Origin of the sequence: Gallintestinimicrobium sp. (assembly GCF_046968865.1) — a bacterium.
Classification (GTDB): Bacteria; Bacillota; Clostridia; order Lachnospirales; family Lachnospiraceae; genus Gallintestinimicrobium; species Gallintestinimicrobium propionicum.
In genome coordinates, this window is the sequence record NZ_JBKVPW010000002.1 from 138977 (window position 1) to 160100 (window position 21124).

General features: G+C 51.1%; 15 protein-coding genes and 2 tRNA genes. All 17 read left to right on the plus strand.

The window, feature by feature from the left end; genetic code table 11:
* The first annotated feature begins 18 nt into the window (after positions 1–18).
* The 17 genes from ACLTOQ_RS02450 (at position 19) to ACLTOQ_RS02530 (ending at position 20806) form a co-directional block, all read left to right on the plus strand.
* Positions 19–4911, plus strand: coding sequence for a PolC-type DNA polymerase III (locus ACLTOQ_RS02450; protein ID WP_337598022.1), 4893 nt, complete (start codon positions 19–21; stop codon positions 4909–4911).
* A gap of 20 nt (positions 4912–4931) precedes the next feature.
* The gene (locus ACLTOQ_RS02455) at positions 4932–6401 is read left to right on the plus strand and encodes a hypothetical protein (protein ID WP_262585545.1); all 1470 of its coding nucleotides are present in this window, start codon (positions 4932–4934) and stop codon (positions 6399–6401) included.
* A 27-nt stretch (positions 6402–6428) separates the two neighbouring features.
* On the plus strand, positions 6429–7469 hold the full coding sequence (locus tag ACLTOQ_RS02460; protein ID WP_262585546.1) for a U32 family peptidase: 1041 nt from the start codon (positions 6429–6431) through the stop codon (positions 7467–7469).
* A 77-nt stretch (positions 7470–7546) separates the two neighbouring features.
* Positions 7547–7618 (plus strand) — tRNA-Glu (locus ACLTOQ_RS02465).
* Between the two features lie 69 nt (positions 7619–7687).
* A tRNA-Glu gene (locus ACLTOQ_RS02470) sits at positions 7688–7759 on the plus strand.
* A 346-nt stretch (positions 7760–8105) separates the two neighbouring features.
* Positions 8106–8570 (plus strand): ribosome maturation factor RimP, encoded by a 465-nt coding sequence (gene rimP, locus ACLTOQ_RS02475; RefSeq protein ID WP_262585547.1) that lies wholly within the window; start codon positions 8106–8108, stop codon positions 8568–8570.
* Between the two features lie 32 nt (positions 8571–8602).
* Complete coding sequence (gene nusA / locus ACLTOQ_RS02480) at positions 8603–9802, plus strand: transcription termination factor NusA (protein ID WP_021916348.1); 1200 nt, start codon at positions 8603–8605, stop codon at positions 9800–9802.
* Entirely contained in the window at positions 9795–10067 is a 273-nt protein-coding gene (gene rnpM / locus ACLTOQ_RS02485) for an RNase P modulator RnpM (protein ID WP_117961071.1), read from the plus strand. The genes nusA and rnpM overlap by 8 nt, the downstream gene beginning before the upstream one ends.
* A complete protein-coding gene (locus tag ACLTOQ_RS02490) occupies positions 10054–10395 on the plus strand; it encodes a L7Ae/L30e/S12e/Gadd45 family ribosomal protein (RefSeq protein WP_021916346.1) in 342 nt (113 codons plus the stop codon). Before rnpM ends, ACLTOQ_RS02490 begins: the two co-directional genes overlap by 14 nt.
* Positions 10383–13574 (plus strand): translation initiation factor IF-2, encoded by a 3192-nt coding sequence (infB, locus tag ACLTOQ_RS02495; protein ID WP_262585548.1) that lies wholly within the window; start codon positions 10383–10385, stop codon positions 13572–13574. Before ACLTOQ_RS02490 ends, infB begins: the two co-directional genes overlap by 13 nt.
* Positions 13575–13625: 51 nt before the next feature.
* Complete coding sequence (gene rbfA / locus ACLTOQ_RS02500) at positions 13626–14012, plus strand: 30S ribosome-binding factor RbfA (RefSeq protein WP_021916344.1); 387 nt, start codon at positions 13626–13628, stop codon at positions 14010–14012.
* A complete protein-coding gene (locus ACLTOQ_RS02505) occupies positions 14005–14964 on the plus strand; it encodes a bifunctional oligoribonuclease/PAP phosphatase NrnA (protein WP_337673285.1) in 960 nt (319 codons plus the stop codon). Before rbfA ends, ACLTOQ_RS02505 begins: the two co-directional genes overlap by 8 nt.
* Positions 14965–14977: 13 nt before the next feature.
* Positions 14978–15916, plus strand: coding sequence for a tRNA pseudouridine(55) synthase TruB (gene truB / locus ACLTOQ_RS02510; RefSeq protein WP_412318644.1), 939 nt, complete (start codon positions 14978–14980; stop codon positions 15914–15916).
* A gap of 6 nt (positions 15917–15922) precedes the next feature.
* A complete protein-coding gene (locus ACLTOQ_RS02515; RefSeq protein ID WP_337673287.1) occupies positions 15923–16837 on the plus strand; it encodes a bifunctional riboflavin kinase/FAD synthetase in 915 nt (304 codons plus the stop codon).
* A gap of 98 nt (positions 16838–16935) precedes the next feature.
* Positions 16936–17970, plus strand: coding sequence for an NlpC/P60 family protein (locus ACLTOQ_RS02520; protein ID WP_412318645.1), 1035 nt, complete (start codon positions 16936–16938; stop codon positions 17968–17970).
* 183 nt (positions 17971–18153) lie between these two features.
* Positions 18154–18420, plus strand: coding sequence for a 30S ribosomal protein S15 (gene rpsO / locus ACLTOQ_RS02525; protein WP_021916339.1), 267 nt, complete (start codon positions 18154–18156; stop codon positions 18418–18420).
* A 295-nt stretch (positions 18421–18715) separates the two neighbouring features.
* Positions 18716–20806: a polyribonucleotide nucleotidyltransferase gene (locus ACLTOQ_RS02530; RefSeq protein WP_021916338.1), complete on the plus strand. Its 2091-nt coding sequence runs from the start codon at positions 18716–18718 to the stop codon at positions 20804–20806.
* The last annotated feature ends 318 nt before the right edge of the window (positions 20807–21124 follow it).

The window sequence follows — 21124 nt, forward strand, 5'->3', positions numbered from 1 at the left end:
ACGAAAATGGAGAGTAAAATGACCAAAGGTTTCATGGAAGTATTTCCGGAGCTTGTTCTGGAACAGGAAGTACGGGCATTGTTTGAAAAAGTAAAGGTAGAACGGGTGACGACCACGCGGCAAAAGGATCTGATCAGGGTGTATATCAGCTGCGGACGCCTGATCCCCAAAACAGTTATTTTCCGGGTAGAGGAAGAGATTGCAAGGCAGCTGTTTCCGAACTGCAATATCACGATCAAAATTCAGGAAAAATTTCAGCTGTCCGCCCAGTACAACCTAAAGAGCCTGCTGGAAACCTATCAGGAGAGCATTTTACTGGAATTAAAGGAATGCAGCCCGGTGGAATACAGTCTGTTCAAATCAGCCAATATTTCCTTCCCGGATGAGGGGAAGCTGGTGTTGGAAGTGCCGGATACGGTAATCGCGCATGAACGCTGTCCCGAGCTTGTCCGTATTCTGGAAAAAATTTGCTGTGAACGGTGCGGAATCCCGATGGAGGCGGTCGCACATTACTGTCAGCCGAAGGAAAATCCGAGAAAAGCGGAGGAAGAGATTGCACTGGCAAGAAAAGTGGCGATGATTGCCGCGAAAGCGGGTGCTCGTCCGGCTGCGACGGACTATGGCATGAGCCAGGAGCAGTTCGCCAGCGTAATGAGCGGCGGATACAGCGCGTCCGGTAACGATGGGCAGCCGCAGTATGCAGGCGGACAGGATGGCACCGCATGCAATGCTGCACAGAACGCAGACGGAAACGCAGCGCAGTATGGTGCAGCGGGGATCGCAGGGCAAAATGGTGCGATGCCGGGTGACAGGGCAGAAGGCAGCATGCAGGCTGGCGGTATGGATGCCGGCTATGAAGCATACCTTGCGTCCATGGGCGCAGCTGCGCAGGAAGCTCCGTTTGAGGGCGGAACGATGGTTCCTGCGGAGGCAGCGGCAGCAGCGAATCGGATGCGCCCGGATGCACCGGCAGCAGGGCAGAGTGCTCCGGCAATGGGACAGACGGCAGCTTTTGCGGCAGGCACGAACGGTACCGCATCGGCTGGCGGCAGAAATGCGGGCGGACAGAGCAAATACGGCAAAGGCAAATTCAACCGGGAGGGGCGTGGCGATTATCGCCGCGGCGTTAAAAAAAGTGACAATCCGGATGTGCTTTACGGACGGGATTTTGACGAAGAAGCAATCCCGATCGAGGAGATCATCGGTGAGATGGGAGAGGTTGTTATCCGCGGCAAAATCATCGCAATGGATCAGCGTGAAATTCGCAACGAGCGGACAATCCTGATTTTTGACGTGACGGATTTTACTGACACGATGACCATCAAAATTTTTACCTTAAATGAACAGCTGGCAGAGGTAAAAGAGGGGATCAAGCCCGGCGCTTTTGTCAAAATCAAGGGTCTGACGATGGTGGACAAGTTTGACGGCGAGCTGACGGTCGGTTCGATTGTCGGGGTAAAAAAGATTTCGGATTTTACCACGTCGAGAATGGATCATTCCGTGCGCAAGCGTGTGGAACTGCACTGCCACACAAAAATGAGCGATATGGACGGTGTATCCGAGGTAAAGGATATTGTCAAGAGGGCGTATCAGTGGGGACATCCGGCGATCGCAATCACGGATCACGGCGTCGTACAGTCATTTCCGGATGCAAACCATCTGTTGGATGACCTCTGGAAAGCGGAGAAAGAAAAGCGTAAGGCTGCAGGAGACGAAAATCCGGACAGAAATGATTTCTTTAAAGTAATTTATGGATGTGAAGCGTATCTGGTGGATGATTTGAAGGAAATCGTAACCGGAGATAAGGGTCAGGTATTACGGGATTCCTATGTGGTATTTGATATCGAGACAACCGGCTTTTCGCCGGTTAAAAACCGGATTATCGAGATCGGTGCGGTCAAGGTGGTGGAAGGAAAGATTGTGGACAGGTTTTCCACCTTTGTCAATCCACGTGTGCCGATTCCGTTTCGAATTGAGCAGCTGACAAGTATTAACGATGAAATGGTCATGGATGCGCCGGGGATTGAAGAAGTGCTGCCGGAGTTCTTGAAATTCTGCGAGGGTACGATTTTTGTCGCCCACAATGCGAATTTCGATATGAGCTTTATTATGGAAAATTCGGCGCAGTTAAATATCGAGCTGCATCCTACCTATGTGGATACAGTCGGCATTGCGCGCGTGCTTTTGCCGCATCAGGCGAAGCATACGCTTGATGCGGTCGCAAAAACGATGGGTGTTTCCCTGGAAAATCATCACCGCGCAGTGGACGATGCGGAAGCAACGGCGGAAATTTTCGTAAAATTTATTCCGCTTCTGGAGCAGCGCAACTGTCACACCCTTGCGGATGTGAACCATTTGGGAGATTCCAGTCCGGATATTGTAAAGAGACTGTTTTCCTACCATGCGATTATCCTTGCGAAAAACGATGTGGGGCGGGTAAATCTGTACCGGCTGGTATCGGAGTCTCATCTGACTTACTTTCATAAGACACCGCGAATTCCGAAGAGCTTGCTGATGAAGTACCGGGAGGGACTGATTCTGGGCAGTGCGTGTGAGGCAGGCGAGTTGTACCGTGCCCTGCTGGATGAAAAGTCGGATGCGGAAATTGCGCGGATCGTGAAATTTTATGATTATCTGGAAATCCAGCCGACCGGCAACAACATGTTCATGATCCATTCCGACAAGATTGAAAATGTCAACTCGGTGGAGGACATTCAGAACATGAACCGAAAAATCGTCAGGCTGGGCGAGCAGTTCAATAAACCGGTTGTAGCAACCTGCGACGTGCATTTTCTGGATCCCGCAGACGAGGTATACCGTCGGATTATCATGGCGGGAAAGGGCTTTAAGGATGCGGACGACCAGGCACCGCTATATCTGCGCACGACGGAAGAAATGCTGGAGGAGTTTCAGTATCTCGGCAGTGAAAAGGCAGAGGAGGTTGTCATTACCAACACCAATCGGATTGCGGATCAGATAGAGACGATTTCTCCGGTGCGCCCGGATAAGTGTCCGCCGGTTATTCCGGACAGCGATAAAACCTTGACGGAAATCTGTTACCGCAAGGCGCATGAGCTTTATGGGGAAGAGCTGCCGCAGATCGTTGTGGACCGTCTGGAAAAGGAACTGAACTCTATTATCAAAAACGGATTCGCCGTAATGTATATCATTGCGCAGAAGCTGGTTTGGAAATCGGTGGAGGACGGCTATCTGGTTGGCTCCAGAGGTTCTGTCGGTTCTTCACTGGTGGCGTTCATGGCGGGGATTACGGAGGTAAATTCCCTGAGCGCCCATTATCGGTGCCCGAAATGCCATTATTACGATTTTGATTCTCCGGAGGTCAAAGCCTTTGCCGGAAACGGCGGCTGCGATATGCCGGATAAAATGTGCCCGGTTTGCGGAGAGCCGCTGATTAAGGACGGTTTCGATATTCCGTTTGAAACGTTCCTTGGATTTAAGGGGGATAAGGAGCCGGATATCGACTTGAACTTTTCCGGCGAATATCAGAGTAAGGCGCATAAATATACGGAAGTTATTTTCGGCGCAGGACAGACGTTCCGTGCCGGTACGATCGGCACACTGGCGGATAAGACGGCGTTTGGTTATGTGAAAAATTATTTTGAAGAACGCGGAAGCAAGAAACGAAACTGCGAAATCAACCGGATTGTACAGGGCTGTACGGGCGTGCGCCGAAGCACGGGACAGCATCCCGGCGGTATCGTCGTTTTGCCGGTGGGAGAGGACATCAACTCCTTTACGCCGGTGCAGCATCCCGCAAACGATATGACAACAGATACGGTTACGACCCATTTCGATTACCATTCCATCGACCACAACCTGCTGAAGCTCGATATCCTCGGACACGATGATCCGACGATGATTCGTATGCTGCAGGATCTGACTGGGGTTGACCCGACGAAGATCCCGCTGGACGATCCGCAGGTTATGAGCCTGTTTCAGAATACGTCGGCTCTCGGAATCACACCCGATCAGATTGACGGCTGCCCGGTTGGTTCTCTGGGCATCCCGGAGTTTGGTACAGATTTCGTTATCCAGATGCTTCTGGACACCAAGCCGCAGTGCTTTTCCGACCTGATTCGAATCGCCGGATTAGGACATGGTACGGATGTGTGGCTGGGCAACGCACAGACGCTGATTCAGGAAGGCAAGGCGACGATTTCCACGGCGATCTGTTGTCGAGACGATATCATGATTTATCTGATCAACATGGGCATGGACCCGAGCCTTTCCTTCACGACGATGGAGAGTGTGCGGAAGGGGAAAGGCTTAAAGCCGGAAATGGAAGAAGCGATGAAGGCGGTCGGTGTGCCGGACTGGTATATCTGGTCGTGTAAAAAGATCAAGTACATGTTCCCGAAAGCCCATGCGGCGGCTTACGTTATGATGGCGTGGCGAATCGCTTACTGTAAGGTAAATTATCCGCTGGCTTATTATGCGGCGTATTTTTCGATTCGTGCATCCGCCTTTTCCTATGAAATCATGTGTCAGGGACAACAGCATCTGGAAGCGGTCATGGCGGATTACAAGAAGCGTTCGGACAGCCTTTCCCAGAAAGAGCAGGCGTCGTTAAAGGATATGAAGCTCGTGCAGGAAATGTATGCGCGCGGTTTTGAATTTTTGCCCATCGATTTGTTTAAAGCACATTCCCGAAATTTCCAGATCATGGACGGTAAAATCATGCCGTCGTTAAACAGCATTGACGGTCTGGGCGAAAAGGCGGCGGACGCCATCGTGGAAGCGGCGAAAAAAGGTCCGTTTTTGAGCAAGGATGATTTCCGGGAACGTTCCAAGGCGAGTAAGACGATTGTGGAGCTTCTGGATACGCTGGGCATTCTTGGGGATCTGCCGGAGTCCAACCAGATCAGTCTGTTTGATTTTATGGTTGGCTGACGGAAGCTGGAAGAATGAAAATGGAAGAATATATCAGAGGAATCCCGTCCGGGCTGCTGACTGCACAGCTTGGGGAGCGGGAAATTCAGGTGGTCGGGATTTCGGAAAACGGATTTGAGTTTCGACTGGAAAAAAAGGCGGCAAGGCAGCTTTTGACAGATGCTGTGCCGGCACAGCACCAGGTTTTGCGAGATGCCGCACCGCCGCAGCACTGCATAGTGACACCGTTTTGTAAGGTGTGCTTTTACGATCTGGAGCAGGCACTCTGGCAGGAACTTGTGCTGACAGAGTATGGGCTGGAAAAAGCACCCGCTTTGTCACAGCAAGGGCACAGGGAGAAGCTGTGCGCTGCCTCCTTTTATCAGCTTTATCGGGTCTGCGTAACTTCGCCGGAGTTTCGGATTGCTGTGCAGAAGCTTCTTTTGCAATATACCCGCTACATCCATCTGAAGCTGGAAGAGGATGACGCTAGGCTTGCAGAGGCAACGGTTGGTTATCCGGTGGAATTAGAGGATTGCTTTGCCGACAGCCTGGAAGAACAGAAACGAAAATGGTTTGCGCAGACGGACTGGGAGGCGGTTTTGCGGCCGTATCCGTCTTACGCGCTGGAGCTGGACAGACCGGAATGGTATGAGACATATTTAAAAGAAAGCCTGTCGGATTTTATGGCAGATTACTGGAAGGAAAACAACGTTGCCAGCGCGTTTTACGCAAAACGCCTGCCGGATCGGATTTACCTTGGAAATCAATTCTGCCGTCTGCTCTTTCCAAAGAAAGAAATCCTGTTTGCCCTGCTCGAAAAGGCGCGGAGCGAGAGGCTTGGCGTGACAGTTTCGTTTGCATGCCAGCCGGAGGTTAGTTTAAAGGAAGCGGAACGGCTTCTGGAAAGCCTGCGAAGCTGGTGTCAGAAAAACGGATCGATCGAGATCGTCGTCAATGACTGGGGGATGGCGCAGCTTGTAGGCAGATATCCGGAGCAGTTTGAGCTGTGCATGGGAACACTTCTCAATAAACGGAAAAAAGATCCGCGGCTTTCCTATTTAAAAAGCCGCCTGCCGGACAAGGACACCGGACTTTTGGCAGAGAACAGCCTGAATGCAGATTTTTATCAAAAGGCACTGGAAAAAAGCCTTGGATTTGTGCGCTATGAATGGGAAAGCTGTGGGTATCCGCAAAGATTCCCGGAAGGAAAAAACAGCCTGCATCTTCCGTTTTATCAAACGAACACATCGCAATACTGTACCCTTTATGCGCAGTGCAGGGAGCACAACAGGGGACGGCAGTATCTACAGACGGAATGTCCCGGATACTGTCAGACGAAAACGTTTTTATACCCGGAGCATCTGCATATGACAGGAAGATACAATTCGTTGTTTTCGCTGGATCAGACGGTTTTGCTGGCGCTGGAGACGGGCAGTGTGGAAAACGCAGTGTTTGGGGAAGCAGAACAGGAGGTGCAGCCTGACCGCGCGGTGCTGAATCTGCTTTGAGTGCAGTGCGCGGCATGGAGGTCACACATGGAACTTACAGCGGGGCTTGGCTCGGTTGACGATTATATCCGATATATCGAAGCGGGAGCGGACGAATGCTTCTGCGGTTACATTCCCTATGCGTGGGACAGAAAGTACGGGACGGTTCTGTCCTTAAACCGCAGGGAGGTGCGATGCTGCAGCGTGCAGCTGGGTGCATTTTCGGAGCTGGAAATTCTGGCGGCGATGGTGCGGGCGTATCAAAAGCCCGTGCAGCTGACGTTTAATTCGCTGTACTATCTTCCACAGCAGTATCCGGAAATCGCAGAGATAATTCAAAAATGTATGAAAATTGGTTTTGAGGATTATATTATCGCAGACCCGGCGCTGATTTTATATCTTCGGCAGCAAAAGATCGGCTGTCGGATTTCGTTAAGCGGCGAGGTTGGAGAAATCAACAGCGCGATGACAGGATTGTTTGAGCAGATGGAAATCAGCAGAATCATCTTTCCAAGGAAGATGCGACCGAAGGATATGGCGGTTGTGGCGCAGGCATGTGCCAAAAGAAGTCCCGGATTGGAAAACATGAAATATGAAGCGTTTGCATTAAATGAGCTGTGTCAGTTTTCCGGGGCATTCTGCAATTCCCTGCACTGTGACGAGATGGGATATTTGTGCCGCGTGCCGTATCGGGTCGGTGTAGGGAAGAGCCAGCGGAAGGACAGCATCCTTATCGATCACAAAGAATGGGACGATACCGCGTCTTCAAGGGAATATACCTCAGAGGCCAGACAGTGCGGCGGCACATGGGATTCACCGGAATCAGATTTCGATGCTCCAATCCTGGGCGAAAGTGGCTGTGGGCTGTGTGCGCTCTATGATCTGGGTCAGGCGGGAATTACCCATCTGAAAATTGTAGGCAGAGGAAACCACCCGGACCGGATGGTGGAAGACATCCGGGCGATGAAGCGTGCGTTGGAGATCCTGGATGCCTCCAAAGACCGGGAAACCTATCAAAAACGGATGAAGCAGGAGTTGTTTTTAAGCGGCTGCAGCAAAAACTGTTACTATCTACCAGCAAATTTATAAAATTTGCAAAAAACACTTGCATTTTGGAAAAAAGTATTGTATAGTAATCAAGCGTCAGTTAAGTGACACAAAAGAATGGCTAGTTGGTCAAGCGGTTAAGACGTCGCCCTCTCACGGCGAAAACAGGGGTTCGATTCCCCTACTAGCTGTTTGCAGAAACGGATTTCTGCAAAGGATAAAGATTTCCTGAGCTTCAGGAAGAACAGGATAACAGTTATGGCTAGTTGGTCAAGCGGTTAAGACGTCGCCCTCTCACGGCGAAAACAGGGGTTCGATTCCCCTACTAGCTGTTTTCGAGAACCGGAATTCGTAAAGGATTCCGGTTTTTGCGTTACAGTTCCCTCGAAAATTCCTGTGCATAGATTTGTGCTTGCACAAACATCTATGTGTGGGTGAACTGCAACATTTTTGCCGGAACCCCTTGCATTCCAGTCGGGAACATGTTAGAGTAAAGAGGATGATACATGTTACTGGAGCAAGAGTGGGCAAAAACCCACTCTTGTTTGTTATCGCGACGAGGAAAATATCCATCGTGCTTGCACGAATGGATATTTGACGACCGCTAATCAGCGCGAGCTCCGCGAAGCGAACCGCGCGCTGGTATAACACAGACAACTGAATAAGGAAGGTGAAGGAATGTCAAAAAGAGAAACATACGAAGCGAAGACAGAAGAAATTCTGCTTCCGATCGCGGAGGAAAACGGCGTGGAAATCTACGACGTGGAGTATGTGAAAGAAGGCAGCGACTGGTATCTGCGTGCCTACATCGACAAACCGGACGGCGTCAACATCGGTGACTGCGAGGCAGTAAGCCGCGCGTTGTCCGACAAACTGGATGAAGCCGATTTTATCGAGGACGCCTATATTTTGGAAGTGAGCTCACCGGGGCTGGGCAGGACGCTGAAAAAGGATAAGCATCTGGAAAAGAGCCTGGGCGAAGAAGTAGAAATCAGATTGTATAAGCCGGTGGATAAATGCCGGGAATTTACAGGCGTATTAAAAAGCTACGATGCGGACAGCATTACGATTGATACAGCAGAAAAGGAAATGACATTTGCCAGAAAAGAGATTGCACTGATCCGTCTGGCGCTGGATTTTTAAACAGACGACAAAGCAGCGGAATGGAGGATGAAATGAATAAGGAATTAAAGGAAGCGTTGGATGTACTGGAGAAAGAGAAAGAGATCAGCAAAGAGACTCTGTTCGAAGCGATCGAAAACTCTCTGCTCACAGCCTGCAAACAGCATTTCGGCAAAGCGGATAATGTAAAGGTGGAAATCGACCGGGATACCTGCGATTTTCTCTGCTATGCGGAGAAAGAGGTTGTTCCGACACAGGACGACGTGGAGGATGAATGCCTGCAGATCGCTCTGGAGGATGCAAAGCAGATTTCCCACAGAGCGCAGGTTGGAGACATAATCCATGTGGAGATTAAGTCTAAAGAATTCGGCCGTATTGCAACACAGAATGCGAAAAATGTCATTCTGCAGAAGATCCGGGAAGAAGAGAGAAGCGTTGTATACAATCAGTATTTCGAAAAGGAAAAAGACGTCGTAACCGGCGTTGTACAGCGTTATCTGGGCCGCAACATCAGCATCAACCTGGGCAAGGCGGACGCAATCTTAAACGAGAGTGAGCAGGTAAAGGGCGAAGTGTTCAAGCCGACCGAGAGAATTAAGGTTTATATTCTTGAAGTAAAGAACACTCCCAAGGGACCTCGTATTTTAGTCAGCCGTACCCATCCGGAGCTTGTAAAACGTCTGTTTGAAGAAGAAGTAACAGAAATCCGCGACGGCGTTGTAGAGATCAAGAGCATCGCCCGTGAGGCTGGCAGCCGTACCAAGATCGCAGTATGGTCGAACAATCCGAACGTAGACGCAGTCGGCGCCTGTGTCGGTATGAACGGTTCCCGTGTCAATGCGATTGTAGATGAGCTGCGCGGCGAAAAGATCGATATCGTAAACTGGGATGAAAACCCCGGCAACCTGATCCAGAACGCACTGTCCCCTGCAAAGATCGTTGCAGTATTTGCAGATCCCGACGAGCGCACCGCAAAGGTAGTCGTACCGGATTATCAGCTGTCCCTGGCGATCGGCAAAGAAGGACAGAACGCACGTCTGGCAGCGCGTCTGACCGGCTACAAGATCGATATCAAGAGCGAGACACAGGCAAAGGATGCTCCTGGCTTCCGTTACGAGGATTATCTGGATGACGGATATGACGACGAGGAAGAAGAGTACGAGGACGATTACGAAGAAGGCGCTGAGGAAGCACTGGAAGATACACAAGAGCCTGCAGCAGCCGAGGAAGACGGCGAGGGCAGCGATGAATAAAAAGATCCCCATGAGACAGTGCGTGGGCTGCGGCGAAATGAAAAACAAGCGCGAAATGATGCGCGTGCTCAAGACGCCGGAGGGACCGATCGTGCTGGATGCGACGGGAAGGAAGAACGGACGCGGTGCCTATCTGTGCAAAAGTCTGGACTGCCTGAAAAAGGCGAGAAAGAACCGCGGACTGGAGCGTTCCTTCCAGATGAGTATTCCGGATGAGGTTTACGACAGCCTGGAAAAGGAGTTTGGTGAGAGTGAAACCGAATAAGGTATTTTCCCTGCTGGGGCTTGCGACGAGAGCAGGACGGACGGCAAGCGGGGAGTTCATGACAGAAAAATCTGTCAAGAACAAAACCGCAGCGCTGGTGATCGTCGGCACAGACGCTTCAGCGAATACAAAGAAAAATTTCCGGGACATGTGCAGCTTTTATCATGTACCGTATTATGAATACGGGACGAAGGAAGAGCTGGGACATGCGATGGGAAAAGAAATGCGTGCATCCCTGGCGGTAACAGACGCCGGGTTTGCCAAAACCTTAAACCGGTATCTGGAAACGGAAATGAAGGAGACGGAGGGAAATGAATGGCAAAAATAAAGGTGCACGAGCTCGCAAAGGAGCTTGAAATAAAGAGCAAAGACGTCATTACCTTTTTACAGGAAAAGGGCGTGGACGTTAAGGCAGCGCAGAGCTCAATCGAGGGCGATGCGGTAGAATGGGTAAAAAAGAAGTTCGCAGCTGCAAATAAGGAGCCGTCCGATCAAAAGGACAGCAGCAGGATAGGGCAGGCAGCGCAGACAGAAAGGAAGGCGCAGGTGGAGAAAGCGGAAACGGCAGAAAAGACGACGCAGACTGCGGCAGTACAGGCTGAGGGCCGGGAGGAACAGACAACGGATAAACAGGATATGAACAAAGAAGTTGCAGGACAGGACAGTCAGGCAAAGGCACATAAAAAAGCAAAGACGATCATTGTAGTGAACAATCCCCAGAATAGCCGGATGAAGAACGGCAATTCCGGAAACAATGACAGAAGAAATAATAATGGAAACGGTGCAAAAAATGACGGGCGCAGAAATGATGGAAACAGAGGAAGCCAGAACCGTCAGGGTAACAGAAACAACAACGGCATGCGTATGGAAAGCAGACCGCTGATCAAGCCCCTGACTAAGCCTTCCCAGCCCGTTATGCCGGATGAGAAGCTTTTGAGCAGAGAGCGTGCGGCCAAGGAAGCGGCAGCAAAGGCTGCAGCAGAAGCAGAACGTGCAGCAAAGGCTGCTGAAATCGAAGCACAGAAAAAAGAAGAGGCTGCGGCAAAGGAACGTCTGGAGAAGAGCATGGAACGCCCTCAGAGAACCGAGCAGCGCGACAACCGCACTGAAAGAACAGACCGCACCGAAAGAACAGACCGTTCCGATAACAGAAATTCCGGAAACAGAAACGGAGACAGACCCGGTTACAACCGTGACAACAGAAACGGAGACAGACCTGGCTACAACCGCGACAACAGAAATGGAGACAGACCTGGCTACAACCGTGACAACAGAAACGGAGACAGACCCGGTTACAACCGTGATAACAGAAACGGTGACAGAAACCAGTCCGGCCGCAGAGATGGTCAGGGTCAGGAAAGGACATCCGGTTATGGAGCAAGAAGAGACCAGAACCGTCCGGGTAATAACGGCGGTGCAAGAGATAATCAGGGCTATAATCGCCCTGCAGGCGGTGGCCGCCCTGGTGCGGGCAATAACCGTCCTGGTTCAAATGGCGGACGCCCTCAGAACGGCGATGGACGGCAGGACAATCGATTCCGCAAGCCGGCAGCAGGCAAAGGCTTTGCAGCAGAAGCTCCGGCAAAGGATACGGAAAAGCGCAGAGACGATCGCCGTCTTAACCAGCAGGAGCGCGACAAGAAATCGAGAAGAGACGCGATTTACGAAGAAGACGGCGCAGCAGCACTGAAAAATGCAAAGAAGGCAGGCCGCTTTATCAAGCCCGAACCCAAGCCGGTTGAACCGGAAGAGACCATCAAGGTAATCACCGTCGGCGACAACATCACGATCAAAGAGCTGGCGGAAAAGATGAAGATGCAGCCTGCAGCCATCATCAAGAAGCTGTTCCTGGAGGGCAAGATTGTAACTGTGAACCAGGAAATCTCCTATGAAGACGCGGAAAACATCGCAATCGACTACGACATCATCTGCGAGAAGGAAGTCAAGGTTGACGTCATTGAAGAGCTGTTGAAAGAGGATGAGGAAGCAGACGAGGATATGGTTTCCAGACCGCCTGTCATCTGTGTTATGGGTCACGTTGACCACGGTAAAACCTCCCTGCTGGATGCGATCCGTAAGACGAACGTAACAGACCGCGAGGCAGGAGGCATCACGCAGCATATTGGTGCGTACACCGTACAGATCAATGGTCAGGCGATCACCTTCCTGGATACACCCGGACATGAAGCGTTCACTGCAATGCGTATGCGCGGCGCGAATGCGACCGATATTGCAGTTTTGGTTGTTGCGGCAGACGACGGCGTAATGCCCCAGACGGTAGAAGCAATCAACCATGCAAAAGCTGCCGGAATTGAAATTATCGTTGCAGTCAACAAGATCGATAAGCCCAATGCAAACGTGGACCGCGTAAAGCAGGAGCTGACGGAGTACGAACTGGTTGCAGAAGACTGGGGCGGCAGCACGGTATTTGTACCGGTATCCGCAAAGACCGGTGAAGGAATCCAGCAGCTGCTGGAGATGATCCTTCTGACTGCTGAGGTGATGGAATTAAAGGCAAATCCGAACCGTATGGCGAGAGGCATTGTGCTGGAGGCTCAGCTGGATAAGGGACGCGGCCCTGTGGCAAGCGTGCTGGTTCAGAAGGGTACGCTGCATGTCGGCGATTTCGTTTCCGCAGGTTCTTCGAGCGGTAAGGTCCGCGCGATGGTAGACGACAAGGGACGCCGTGTCAAAGAAGCCGGTCCGTCCATGCCTGTCGAAATCCTCGGTCTGTCCGACGTGCCGGAAGCAGGCGACGTATTCCTGGCACATGAAAGCGATAAGGAAGCAAAATCCTACGCAGAGGCATTTATCGAGCAGAACAAGGAAAAGAAACTGGAAGAGACCAAATCCAGAATGTCCCTGGACGATCTGTTCAACCAGATCCAGGAAGGCAATTTAAAGGAATTGAACCTGATTGTCAAAGCGGATGTACAGGGCAGCGTGGAAGCAGTCAAGCAGAGCCTGACGAAGCTTTCCAACGAGGAAATCGTTGTCAAATGTATCCACGGCGGCGTAGGCGCGATCAACGAGTCCGACGTTACGCTGGCGAGCGCTTCCAACGCGATCATCATCGGCTTCAACGTGCGTCCGGATGCGACAGCAAAGGCGACTGCGGAGACGGAAGGGGTAGATATCCGTCTGTATAAGGTTATTTACCAGGCGATCGAAGACGTGGAAGCTGCCATGAAGGGTATGCTGGATCCCGTTTACGAAGAAAAGATCATCGGCCATGCCGAGGTACGTCAGATCTTCAAGGCATCCGCAATCGGAAATATCGCCGGTTCCTATGTCCTGGACGGCGTATTTACCAGAGGCTGTAAAGTGCGTATTACCAGAGAAGGTGAGCTGATCTACGAAGGCGCGCTGGCATCCTTAAAACGTTTCAAGGACGATGTGAAGGAAGTAAAAGCCGGATTCGAGTGCGGCCTTGTATTCGAAGGCTTTGACAAGATGAAGGAGTTTGACGTAGTAGAAGCCTATATAATGGTAGAAGTGCCGAGATAGGCTTTCAGAAGGGGGAATCTGTCAGGATTTCCCCGCAATATAGGAGCATTCATGAGAAAGAACAGTGTAAAAAACAGCAGGATTAACGGCGAAGTGCAGCGTGTTCTGGCAGAAGTGATCCGGGGAGAAATCAAAGATCCCCGGATTGCGCCCATGACGAGTGTTGTGGATGTCGAGGTTGCACCGGACTTAAAAACCTGCCGTGCATATATCAGCGTTCTGGGCAGCGAGGAAGAGGCTGCCGCAACGCTGGAGGGATTAAAGAGCGCAGAGGGTTTTATCCGCGGACGTCTTGCAAAGGAAATCAATCTGCGCAATACACCCGAGATTCATTTTATTATGGATCAGTCCATTGCGTATGGTGTCAACATGTCGCATAAGATCGACATGGTAATGGCAGACCAGCGCGCCAAAAAAGGAGAGGAAGAGGATGCGTAAAATCCTGGAAGAGCTGGGAAGCAGGGATACAATCGCCATCGGCGGACATGTACGTCCGGACGGTGACTGTGTCGGCTCCTGTATGGGCATGTACCTGTATCTGAAAAAAGCGCTGCCGGATGCACAGATTGATGTGTATCTGGAAAAGCCTGCAGATATTTTTGACTGCATTCATGGAATCGAAGATGTCCGTACAGACTGCAGCAAGGATTGCGTCTATGACGTTTTCATCGTTCTGGATACCTCAAAGGAACGGCTCGGGGATGCGGAAAAGTATTTCCGGACCGCGAAAAAGACGATCAATGTGGATCATCATATCAGCAATGCGTCCGGCTGTGGCGATGTTAATTACTGCAAACCGGATGCAAGCTCCGCCTCCGAGCTCGTCTATGAGCTTCTGGAGGAAAAGTATATGGATGCAGAGATTGCAAAGGCACTGTATCTTGGCATCGTGCATGACACCGGTGTATTCCAGTATTCGAATACGACGCCGGATACATTGCGTATCGCTGCAAAGCTGCTGGCATACGGATTCGATTTTTCAAAGCTGATCGATGAGACGTTTTTTGAAAAGACCTATGTGCAGAATCAGGTGCTGGGGCGCGCACTTTTGGAGAGCATCCGGTTTATGGACGGCAGGTGTATTTTCAGTTCCATCGATTTAAAGACGATGGAGTTTTACAAGGTTGTGCCCAAGGATCTGGATGGCATTGTGAGCCAGCTGCGCATCACGAAAGGCGTGGAGTGTGCGATCTTTTTGTATCAGACGAAGACACTCGAATATAAAGTTAGCCTCCGCTCGAACGGAAAGGTGGACGTGGCGGCGATCGCGTCCTATTTCGGGGGCGGCGGCCATGTCAGGGCAGCAGGATGCACCATGCAGGGAACCGTGCATGACTGCGTCAACAATCTGTCGGAGCAGATTGAAAAGCAGCTGATAAAAGCAGAATAACAAAGGAGAATACATGAACGGAATTCTCAATGTATACAAAGAGCCGGGCTTTACCTCCCACGATGTGGTTGCGAAGCTGCGCGGCATCTGCAAACAGAAAAAAATCGGCCATACAGGTACCCTGGACCCGGAAGCGTCCGGGGTACTGCCCGTCTGTCTGGGAAATGCGACGAAGCTGTGCGACCTTTTAACAGACAAAGATAAAGAATACCGGGCGGTTCTGCTGCTCGGCGTGGAGACGGACACACAGGATACGACGGGACAGATTCTGGCAGAAAAGAAAGTAAATGCAGGCGAGGAGGATGTGCGCAGCGCGATCCTTTCGTTTGTCGGTCCGTATGACCAGATTCCGCCGATGTATTCGGCGTTAAAGGTCAATGGTCAGAAGCTGTGTGACCTCGCCAGAAAAGGACAGGTTGTAGAGAGAAAGAGCAGGCGGATTACGATCCATTCGATCGAAATCGAGGACATTTCACTGCCTCGCGTGACGATGCGCGTGGCGTGCTCCCGCGGCACTTATATCCGGACGCTCTGTCACGATATCGGACAGAAGCTGGGCTGCGGCGGAGCGATGGAGCGGCTGGAACGGACACGCTCCGGCAATTTCAAAGCTGAGGATGCCTATCGGCTTTCCGAACTGGAAGTGTTTGCAAAAGAAGGCAGCCTGGAAGAAAAGCTTCTTCCGGTGGAGTGCGTGTTTGAACAGCTGGATGCATATCAGGTGCAGGGGGACGGACAGAAGCTTTTAGAAAACGGCAACTGGCTTTATGCAGATTTGGTGATACCTTATAAGAAAGAAAAAACGGCGGCAGCATGTGAAAGAGGTACGTTTGCACCCGAACAGCAGCTGCGCATTTATGATACAGACGGGCAGTTTACGGGGATTTATGCCTGGAAGCAGGAAGAAAAGCGTTTAAAGCCCGTGAAAATGTTTTTGGGAAAGGAACAATAGGAAGAAATGCAGATCATTTCCGGAACGACAGATTTTTTGCTGCAGGGGGCGTCCGCAGTGGCAATTGGCAAATTCGACGGGATGCACCGCGGGCACAAGGCGCTGCTTTCCGAAATACTGGAAGCGAAAAAGCGCGGACTGCAGGCGGTCGTATTTACATTTGATCCTCCTCCGGCTGTTCTTTTTTCCGGAAAAGCAGTCAAAGGACTGACGACGCGGGAAGAAAAGAGACGGCTGTTTCGACAGATCGGAATCGATGTGCTGATCGAGTTTCCCCTGACTTTTCAGACTGCGGCGATTTCTCCGGAGGATTTTTTGCGTGTGATCGTGCAGGAACAGATCGGGGCAAAGCTCGTGGCTGCGGGAACCGATTTGTCCTTTGGCGACCGGGGCTTAGGGGACTGCAAGCTGTTAAAGGCGCGCGCAGAAGCATATGGCTACGAGGTAAAGATTATCGACAAGGTGCTTGAGGACGGGGAAGAGATCAGTTCGACCCGTGTCCGTCAGGCAGTGGAAGCAGGAAAGATGCAAGAGGCAGCAAGACTGCTCGGCGCGCCCTATGCGGTGATGGGAACGGTTGTGCACGGCAGACAGTTAGGGCGTACAATAGGATTTCCTACCGTCAACCTGATGCCTCCTGCAGACAAGCTTTTGCCGCCAAACGGCGTGTACCGCTCGGAGGTGGAATGCAGCAGTGGTGTTTTTAAAGGGCTGACCAATGTCGGCGTCAAACCGACTGTGGAGCATGGCGACCACCCGCCGATGAGCGTGGAAACCTATATTTATGATTTTTCAGAGGATATTTACGACAGCTTTATCACGGTGCGGCTGTTGACCTTTGAGCGCCCGGAACAAAAATTTGCTGACGTGGAGGAATTAAAGGAGCAGCTGCAGAGGGATATCGTAGCGGGCGCGCGGTAAAGCTGGAGCAGCACGCCTGGCGCTGCCGAGCAATAGTGTCGGCGCGCAGATGCAGACGTTTTTGCACCTGCGCCGTCAGAATACGAAGGAGGATTTGAATGCAGATTTGGAAAAAACTTGGACTGACTGTTGTGTTCTGTGTGTTGTCTGCGGGGATGACAGTGAATGCAGGTTTTACGGGGAGCAACGTTCACTCCGCAGGGCAGTCTATGGGCGTCGGCGGGCTTCTGGAGGAATCCATGGATCCGGAAGCGTGCCTTGAGGCGGCGCAGAATGCCAAAGAGACGCGCAAAAAGATTTACGGCTATGAAAATCTTGGCGTTGCGAAGGTCAATGACTATCTGAATATCCGTAAAGATCCGTCTGAAAACGGGGAGCTGGTGGGTAAGCTTCCAAAAAACGGCGGTGCGGACGTGCTTTCCGAAGAAAATGGCTGGTATAAGATCAAATCCGGTAAAGTGACGGGGTATGTCAGGGCGGACTATATGGTGACCGGAGAGGAAGCAAGAAATCTTGCGGACAAAGAGGCGACGAACATGGCGGTCTGCAATTCCGGAGGCTTACGCGTGCGGGAAGAGGGAAGTCTGGATGCGCCGGTCATTACACTGGTAGCGGAGGGAGAAGAGCTTGAGGTTGTGGACATTCAGGACGATTGGGTTAAGATCATGCTGGATGATGAAGCAGCGTATGTTTCCGCAGATTATGTGGATATCGCAAAGAAGCTGGAAAAAGCGGTCAGCCTGACAGAATTGAAATACGGTCAGGGCGTTTCTGACATCCGGGTCGATCTCGTCAACTACGCGAAGCAGTTTCTTGGAAACCCTTACGTCTGGGGCGGCACGAGCCTGACAAAGGGTGCGGACTGCTCGGGCTTTGTCCTGAGCATTATGAAGAAATATGGTGTGAGCCTGCCGCATCATTCCGGAAGCCAGGCACAGTGCGGCAAGAAGGTCAGCCTTTCGAAAGCACAGCCGGGCGATCTGGTATTTTATGCGAAAAATGGCAAAATCAACCACGTCGCAATCTATATCGGCGGCGGACAGGTTATCCACGCCAGCAACCCCAGAACGGGCATTAAAATTTCAAACGTATCCTATCGGACACCTTACTCCGTCAGACGGGTGCTGTCGTAAAAAGGGGCTGTTTTGTGGCAGCGTGATACAGTCACAATCTGAATAAATTCCGGAAAATAGTATTTACAGCCCCATTTTTTTATGATATAGTCATTAGGTATGAATTCAGCCGGTGCTCAGGCTTGGGACACTCCGACCCATATCTTAGTACCAGGCGGTTAACATTTAAAGGAGGATTTACCCATGATTTCCAAAGAGAAGAAAACAGCAATCATCAAAGAGTATGCAAGAACCGAAGGCGACACAGGTTCACCGGAAGTTCAGGTTGCAGTCCTGACAGCAAGAATCCAGGAGCTGACCGAGCACTTAAAGAGCAACCCGAAGGATCATCATTCCAGACGTGGTCTGCTGCAGATGGTAGGTCAGAGACGTGGTCTGCTGGACTATCTGAAGAAGAATGACATCGAGAGATATCGTTCCCTGATCGAGAGACTGGGCATCAGAAAGTAAGACTTGGAGACAGGGCGGAAGCCGTACAGCTTTCTGCCCTGTTTTTCGTGCGATATGCTGCAGCTGCAAAAGAACCCGATGGCAAAAGGTGTTTTGCCGGGGCTGTTGCAAGCAGACAGGGTGTTGCACACGATGCAAAAAGCGGATACCGGAGCAATTCCGAGACCACTGACAAGCGCATTGAAGCCAGTGTGTTTTTCAGTAGTTTCGGCAGCTTTGTCTTTCGCTTTTTCCATCATCCGAAGCGTTTTCGGAACAATTTCCAACAACAAGGTAAAAGAAAAGGAGAGACAGAATGTACAAGACATTTTCCATGGAACTGGCCGGACGTACGTTAAGCGTAGACGTAGGCCGTGTAGCGGCACAGGCAAATGGCGCTGCATTTATGCACTATGGCGAGACAACCGTGCTTTCCACTGCAACTGCAAGTGAGAAGCCCAGAGAGGGAATCGATTTCTTCCCCCTGTCCGTTGAATTTGAAGAGAAGCTGTATGCGGTAGGCAAAATCCCCGGCGGCTTCAACAAGAGAGAAGGCAAGGCGAGCGAGAACTCCGTTCTGACCAGCCGTGTTATCGACCGTCCGATGCGTCCTCTGTTCCCGAAGGATTACAGAAACGACGTTACCTTAAATAACCTGGTTCTGTCCGTAGATCCCGAGTGTCGTCCTGAGCTGGTGGCAATGATCGGTTCTGCGATTGCAACCTGCATTTCCGATATTCCGTTTGCCGGTCCCTGCGCAATGACACAGGTTGGCATGATCGACGGGGAGTTTATTATCAACCCTACTCAGGAACAGTGGAAAAAGGGCGATTTGCAGCTGACTGTCGCTTCCACAAGCGAAAAGGTTATCATGATCGAGGCCGGTGCAAACGAAGTTCCGGAAGCTGTCATGATCGATGCAATCTACAAAGCCCATGACGTAAACCAGACCCTGATTGAGTTCATCAACAAGATCGTTGCAGAAGTAGGCAAGCCGAAGCATTCCTACACCAGCTGCGCAGTTCCGCAGGAACTGTTCGATGCGATGAAAGAGATCGTTCCTCCCGAAGAGATGGAACAGGCAGTCTTTACCGATGTAAAGCAGGTTCGTGAGGAGAATATCCGTCAGATTACAGCACGTCTGGAAGAGGCTTTTGCTGATAGAGAAGAATGGCTGGCTGTTTTAGGTGAGGCTGTTTATCAGTACCAGAAAAAGACCGTCCGCAAGATGATCTTAAAGGACCACAAGCGTCCTGACGGCCGCGCAATCACACAGATCCGTCCTCTGGCTGCAGAAGTAGATATCATTCCGAGAGTACACGGTTCCGCAATGTTTACCCGTGGACAGACTCAGATCTGCAACATCTGTACGCTGGCTCCTCTGTCTGAGGTTCAGAAGCTGGATGGCCTGGATGAAAACGAAGTATCGAAGCGTTACATGCATCATTATAACTTCCCGTCCTACTCTGTAGGCGAGACAAAGCCCTCCAGAGGTCCCGGACGTCGTGAAATCGGTCATGGCGCACTGGCTGAGAAGGCTCTGTGCCCGGTAATTCCTTCGGAAGAGGAATTCCCTTATGCAATCCGTACCGTATCCGAGACCTTCGAATCCAACGGTTCTACCTCCCAGGCTTCTGTCTGCGCATCTACACTGTCTCTGATGGCAGCGGGCGTTCCGATCAAGAAGCAGGTTGCTGGTATTTCCTGTGGTCTGGTTACCGGCGATACCGATGATGATTATATCGTCCTGACCGATATCCAGGGTCTGGAAGACTTCTTCGGCGATATGGACTTCAAGGTAGCAGGTACCCATGACGGTATCACCGCAATTCAGATGGATATCAAGATCCACGGCCTGACAAGACCGATTGTAGAAGAAGCGATTGCAAGAACCAAAGAAGCAAGAGAATATATCATCAACGAGATCATGACTCCCTGCATCGCACATCCGAGAGCAGAGGTTGGTAAATATGCACCGAAGATCATTTCCATCAAGATCGATCCTGAGAAGATCGGTGATGTTGTTGGTCAGAGAGGCAAGACCATTAACGAGATCATTGCCCGCACCGGTGTAAAGATCGATATCACAGATGACGGCAGCGTTTCCGTATGCGGTACTGATAAGGAAATGATGGACAAAGCCATTGAGATGATCAAAATCATCACCACCGAGTTCCAGGCTGGACAGATCTTCAAGGGCAAGGTTGTCAGCATCAAGGAGTTCGGCGCATTCGTTGAGTTCGCACCTGGCAAGGAAGGCATGGTTCACATCTCCAAGATCGCAAAAGAGCGCATCGACCGTGTGGAAGATGTCCTGACTCTGGGCGACCAGGTTACCGTTGTCTGCCTTGGCAAGGACAAGATGGGCAGAATGAGCTTCTCCATGAAGGACGTTGCTCAGGTTTGAGAAAACGGACCGCAGCTGAGCAGGCGAGGCACTTCGAAGCCTGAACACGAAGCATCGTAAAAAAACGCTGGTTTCAGCGTTGAAAAATAGGAAGAAAAAGGCTCCTGCCTGCAGTGTTGTGCTGCGGACGGGAGCCTTTTTTTCATTTCATAGGAAAATGCGTCCTATGAAATAAAAACGCTCCGCTTAGGATGCGCACTCGGCGCAGGGGTAGATGGTTGCCGAAGCAACCGCGCCTCGGCGCGAGAATGTGCCAAGGCACATTCTTTTTTTGACAATAGAATGCTCGCAGAGCGTGCATTCTATTGTTGGACGTGT

Excerpts from the sequence above, each read along its gene's own strand:
- ACLTOQ_RS02450 (WP_337598022.1), top strand. The coding sequence starts at position 19 with ATGACCAAAGGTTTCATGGAAGTATTTCCGGAGCTTGTTCTGGAACAG.
- ACLTOQ_RS02455 (WP_262585545.1), top strand. The coding sequence starts at position 4,932 with ATGGAAGAATATATCAGAGGAATCCCGTCCGGGCTGCTGACTGCACAG.
- ACLTOQ_RS02460 (WP_262585546.1), top strand. The coding sequence starts at position 6,429 with ATGGAACTTACAGCGGGGCTTGGCTCGGTTGACGATTATATCCGATAT.
- rimP (WP_262585547.1), top strand. The coding sequence starts at position 8,106 with ATGTCAAAAAGAGAAACATACGAAGCGAAGACAGAAGAAATTCTGCTT.
- nusA (WP_021916348.1), top strand. The coding sequence starts at position 8,603 with ATGAATAAGGAATTAAAGGAAGCGTTGGATGTACTGGAGAAAGAGAAA.
- rnpM (WP_117961071.1), top strand. The coding sequence starts at position 9,795 with ATGAATAAAAAGATCCCCATGAGACAGTGCGTGGGCTGCGGCGAAATG.
- infB (WP_262585548.1), top strand. The coding sequence starts at position 10,383 with ATGGCAAAAATAAAGGTGCACGAGCTCGCAAAGGAGCTTGAAATAAAG.
- rbfA (WP_021916344.1), top strand. The coding sequence starts at position 13,626 with ATGAGAAAGAACAGTGTAAAAAACAGCAGGATTAACGGCGAAGTGCAG.
- ACLTOQ_RS02505 (WP_337673285.1), top strand. The coding sequence starts at position 14,005 with ATGCGTAAAATCCTGGAAGAGCTGGGAAGCAGGGATACAATCGCCATC.
- truB (WP_412318644.1), top strand. The coding sequence starts at position 14,978 with ATGAACGGAATTCTCAATGTATACAAAGAGCCGGGCTTTACCTCCCAC.
- ACLTOQ_RS02515 (WP_337673287.1), top strand. The coding sequence starts at position 15,923 with ATGCAGATCATTTCCGGAACGACAGATTTTTTGCTGCAGGGGGCGTCC.
- ACLTOQ_RS02520 (WP_412318645.1), top strand. The coding sequence starts at position 16,936 with ATGCAGATTTGGAAAAAACTTGGACTGACTGTTGTGTTCTGTGTGTTG.
- rpsO (WP_021916339.1), top strand. The coding sequence starts at position 18,154 with ATGATTTCCAAAGAGAAGAAAACAGCAATCATCAAAGAGTATGCAAGA.
- ACLTOQ_RS02530 (WP_021916338.1), top strand. The coding sequence starts at position 18,716 with ATGTACAAGACATTTTCCATGGAACTGGCCGGACGTACGTTAAGCGTA.